3 protein-coding genes are annotated in these 4,884 nt (G+C 40.3%); all 3 read right to left on the reverse strand.

Going from position 1 to position 4,884, the window contains the following annotated elements:
- Positions 1 to 1,108: 1,108 nt before the first annotated feature.
- On the reverse strand, positions 1,109 to 2,659 hold the full coding sequence (locus tag SOM16_RS23000; RefSeq protein ID WP_320466346.1) for a cryptochrome/photolyase family protein: 1,551 nt from the start codon (positions 2,657 to 2,659) through the stop codon (positions 1,109 to 1,111).
- A gap of 159 nt (positions 2,660 to 2,818) precedes the next feature.
- Positions 2,819 to 3,955 (reverse strand): FAD-binding domain-containing protein, encoded by a 1,137-nt coding sequence (locus tag SOM16_RS23005; protein ID WP_320466347.1) that lies wholly within the window; start codon positions 3,953 to 3,955, stop codon positions 2,819 to 2,821.
- A 248-nt stretch (positions 3,956 to 4,203) separates the two neighbouring features.
- Positions 4,204 to 4,482: a DUF427 domain-containing protein gene (locus SOM16_RS23010; protein WP_320466348.1), complete on the reverse strand. Its 279-nt coding sequence runs from the start codon at positions 4,480 to 4,482 to the stop codon at positions 4,204 to 4,206.
- Positions 4,483 to 4,884 lie beyond the last annotated feature (402 nt).

Consider the following 4,884-nt stretch of genomic DNA (forward strand, 5'->3'; position numbering starts at 1 on the left):
ATCGGGAGAGGACGCGCTGCCTTGGGTTGTGGTGGGTTGAAAGATTGTGGTTGAAGCTTTAACGTTTTCTCCTTCCATCATTTCCTAGGCCGGATAGCAGGGTGGCCATAGCAGGATGAGAAAATAGGATGCAGACTTAGATTTATAATAAGAATGGCGATCGCTATTGCTACCCAGCAAGGCCAAACCACCGTTTCTTCGTTCTGCTCTTAGACCGGCATGGTCAATTTTTTGGGATGGCAATATCCAAGCCTACTCACTAACTTTAACAGAAAAATTGCGAGCCGGCAGTTTTGTTTTCTTTTGCTGTCAAAAGAAAAAAGGCCCGTCCGGCCAGGACACGATAAAATCTTTTAAAGACGAAGCGTAAAAGACATTTTACTTGTAGCATTCATCTATCTGGTGTCATCACCTGCTATAATCTTTTCCCTGTGCGCAGCCTTGCCCCGGCTAGCCGCCGAAGGGCTCTCTTCTTTTTCTTGGCAAAAAGAAGCAAAACCCAAGGCTTGGACCTGATGTCGGATAAAATCGTTAAAGCTTTTTTTCGGCAGCACAAGCACCCGATGAAGAATCGGGAGAGGACGCGCTGCCTTGGGTTGTGGTGGGTTGAAAGATTGTGGCAGAAGCTTTAACGTTTTCTCCTTCCATCATTTCCTAGGCCGGATAGCAAGGTGGCCATAGCATGGTGAGATTAGGATGCAGACTTAGATTTATAACAAGAAAGGCGATCGCTATCACTACTGAGCAAGGCCAAACCACCGTTTCTTCGTTCTGCTCTTAGACCGGCATGGTCAATTTTTTGGGATGACACTGCCTAAGCCCAGCTACTGACTTGGATAAAAAAAAATGCGAGCCGGCAGTTTTGTTTCTTTTGCTGTCAAAAGAAAAAAGGCCCGTCCGGCCAGGACACGATAAAATCCTTTTAACACGAAGCGTAAAAGACATTTTAGTTAAACCATTCATGTATTGCTGGTGTCCTGATCTGCCGAAAACTTTTCCTGCTGCGCTGGCTTGCCTCGGCTAGCAGGGCGCCAATAATATGATGTAGTTTTTTGAACTTGATTGAGGACCTGGGCTTTAAATGCGATCAATTTTCTTTTTTAAATCGCTACAACTTCTCTAAGTTATTTAAGCAATAGTTTGCCCGACTCAAAACTGAAGATTTTAGTTCTGGGTTCATTTTATCCCAAATCCGATAAACCATAGACAGTCTGTGATTGTGCTGAAGCAATTCCCGGTGCCTATCGTGAAAGTCCCAATATAAGCTATTGAAAGGGCATGAATGCTCTCCGGTTTTATCGCTACGATCGTATTTACAACTATCGCAGTAGTTGCTCATTTTATGAATATAGTTGGCTGTTGCCGTATAAGGTTTCGAGCCGATAATCCCCCCATCTGCATATTGACTCATACCCCTGGTATTGGTAATTTCTACCCATTGGATGGCATCAATGTAGATACCTAAATACCAGAAATCAACTTCATCAGGATCTATTCCTGCAAGCAAGGCAAAATTTCCCGTAATCATTAAACGCTGAATGTGATGAGCATACGAAAATTCTAGCGATTGCGCAATGGAATGTTTTAAGCAGTTCATGTTGGTCTCACCTGTCCAGTAGAACTGCGGAAGTTTCCGCTGGTGATCAAAGTGGTTCAGGTTTTCAAATGCTGGCATTTTCATCCAATAAATGCCCCTCATGTATTCCCGCCATCCTAAAATTTGCCTCACAAATCCTTCAATTTGGTTGAGGGCTATCGATTTTTTATTTTTTCTCCAGTGGTTAATTGCCGTATTTACGACTTCAACAGGCGAAATGAGTTTAGTATTCATGCTAAATGAAAGGCGGGAATGATAAACTGACCATTCGTGCGTGTGCATGGCATCCTGAAAGGTTCCGAACAAGGGCAGGCAATTTTCGCAGAAATAATGCAGCAGTTTTAAAGATTGATCTCTGTTGATTGGCCATGGCAGGTACTCGGGATTAATGTTACCAATAGTCACAATTTCTGAAGCCTTGATTCTTTCAAATTGTTTCCTCACATCATTAGCAAATAACAGGGGAGGATTAGGTTTGTGGTTTTTCGGAAGCTTTTTTCGGTTTTCTATATCAAAATTCCATTTTCCACCTTGTGGATCATCCGTATCATCAAGGAGTAAATGGTGCTTTAAGCGCATAGCCCTGTAAAAGCTTTCCATTAACAGTTCTTTCTTTCCGAAAAAGAAATCACCAAGTTCTGTCCTGCTGGTATAAAAATGTTCTGTATCGAACGAGCGGTATGGAATCTGGAGTGTACTGCAAAAATGGTTCAGCTCCTGGTCTAGCCTATATTCGTCGGGTAATTGATAATGAAATTCCTCAATCTCATATTTCCTGATTAATTCAGCCAGGTTATCAGAAAAGTTTTGTTTATTCTCTGCATCATCAAGGCGAATATATAAGGTTTCAAACGCCGTGTTATTAAGTGTTTCAGCGAAATTTTCCATCGCTGCAAAAAAAGCACATGCCTTTTGGATGTGGTGCCACACGTAATCTGTTTCTGTTTTTACTTCCATCAGCACATGAAGTGTCTCTGGTGCCTCCTCAGAAAACCAGGAATGTTGCAGGTTAAGCTGATCGCCAAGAATAAGCCTTAATGTTTTGTATTTCTTTTTCATCATATTGAGGGATGGGAGCAGAATATGGGTTATGGGTTACAAGTTGCAGGTTAAGGTTGCGGGTAACGGGTTACAGGTTAAGGGTTGCAGGTTACAGGGCTGGATGTAGAGGGGATCATTATATATCGAGGCTTACCATATTTTCTAAAGAGAATAATCTGATCATATTTTTTCCAGGTATGGCCTGCAAAGTTTCCAGTATTTAAAGAAAGATGGGTATGCGCCTGTAATCTCCGGGAACATCCATTCATAACTATCTTTAATGCCGGGATAATGGCCAAATGCCGGATGTTCTTTGGAGATAAAAATTTCGCTAGATAACAGGTTACTGTTTTGATAGAGCGATAATAAATCTGATACCTCACCAGTAAAAATCTGAATGCCCGGAATGTTTTTCGATAGCCCGATTATAAAATTGATCACCTTCTCACTCACCGGGTATTTAGAAAAGTGAGTAGGTTCTAACAATAAAACCCGGTTGGCCAGGTCATCTTTTCTCCAGGTAGGATCAAGATTGTAGCTATTGTAAATAATGGTTGGTCGGTTTGCGTCTATTTTGGGTAAAGCCGTTTCTGGTAGGAAAGTTTTTAACTGTAGTCGAGTTCTGTCTTTTAACTCATCCGGAATTGGCATTAAAGGGAGTTCTTCATAAGTTTTATCCAAAAAAGTATCCTGCTGATTACTTAATGTGTACTTATTGATATTCTCCTGATTACAATAGTATTTCTTGGAAGCAAATGCAGCAGCTACCCATTGCCAGCTGGCGTTATTACTCGCCATATCTCCATCCAATAAATGATAATATAACCACTTTGATGGTGCTTTCCAATGGGTTTTGCCAATGTTACAAACCATAGATGCCACATACATTCTGAGGTGATTGTGCATATAACCTGACTGATACAAGTCATTAATCCCATTATCAATTGCGCTTATGCCTGTTCGGGTTTCTACGATTGATGATATCATATCATGTTCTACAACATCAGGTTGCGGTTGGTTAAGATCATCCCAGATGCGGTCTTTTTTCTCCTGCCAAATGCGCTGATAATATTCGCGCCAGGCCAGTTCTTGTAAAAATTTTTCAGTAATTTCTAATCCAAGTCCTTTTCTAAATACTTCATTTTGAATTTGCTTTAGGCTGATCACTCCCCTGGAAATATATGGTGAAAGGTAACTCACTGCACCATCTACAAAATTTCTGGTTTTTGCGTATTGCAAAGGATCTAAATCTTTGATTTTATTTAAAATCAAAGCATAATCTGTAGTAAATTTTATTTCAGGCAATTGCTGTTTCATAGTGAAGAAATATTTTTTGATAGCCACGACAAAGCAATTACAGATTTCTGAAGTATTGTATAGAATGCCTTATCATTTTGGAGACTGACGAAGTTTCCCCACCACAAAGGCCACCAAAACTTCGTAAGTCAGATCAACTTACGAAATTTCAAAGGCTGGGAGCGCGGAAGAATTTCGTCAGTTTGCAACAAGGCATTCGTTGTACCTGCAACTTATAGGAATAGACTGCTATTGTAAAACAGCAAAATTTATCCAATTTGCACGCCTTTCCAAAAAGCAACATAATGTTTTATCTCCTTGGCAGCGTCTTTTGGGTTTGGATAGTACCAGGCAGCGTCTTCGTTTTTTTGACCATCTACTACCAATGTATAATACGATGCTTCGCCTTTCCACGGGCAAATGGTGTGTTTGCCGGAAGCCTGAAAAAATTCTTCTTTTATAGAAGCGGCAGGAAAATAATGATTGTTTTCAATTACAATTGTATCGTTACTCTCTGCTAAGACTTGATTGTTCCAGATGGCTTTCATGATTTTAATCTTTAAGATATCAACCAATAAACTCAGAATTTGTTTCGATGGAATGCTCCTTAAAGTTAAGCTTATTAAGGATAAATTTAGGCACACACAACGAACATACCATAGATCGATAATTTCGAATCTATTTAGTGCTAAAGTTTAATGCCGAACATAAAATAATTGCAACCTTGTAACCCTTTATAAAATTATTCCTCGGCTGGCCGTCGAAGGGCTCTTACTTTTTTGCTTGATCAAAAAAGTAACAAAAAACTCAAGGCTTGGATCTGATGTCGGATAAATTCGTTAAAGCTTATTTCGGCAGCACAAGCACCCGATGAAGAATCGGGAGAGAACGCGCTGCCTTGGGTTGTGGTGGTTTGAAAGTTTAGAGTCGAAGCTTTAAACGTTTTGTCC

The sequence above is a fragment of the Pedobacter sp. CFBP9032 genome, assembly GCF_034045265.1.
GTDB lineage: Bacteria > Bacteroidota > Bacteroidia > Sphingobacteriales > Sphingobacteriaceae > Pedobacter.

Coding starts and splice junctions, on each gene's coding strand:
- SOM16_RS23000 (WP_320466346.1), bottom strand. CDS start 2,659: ATGATGAAAAAGAAATACAAAACATTAAGGCTTATTCTTGGCGATCAG.
- SOM16_RS23010 (WP_320466348.1), bottom strand. CDS start 4,482: ATGAAAGCCATCTGGAACAATCAAGTCTTAGCAGAGAGTAACGATACA.
- SOM16_RS23005 (WP_320466347.1), bottom strand. CDS start 3,955: ATGAAACAGCAATTGCCTGAAATAAAATTTACTACAGATTATGCTTTG.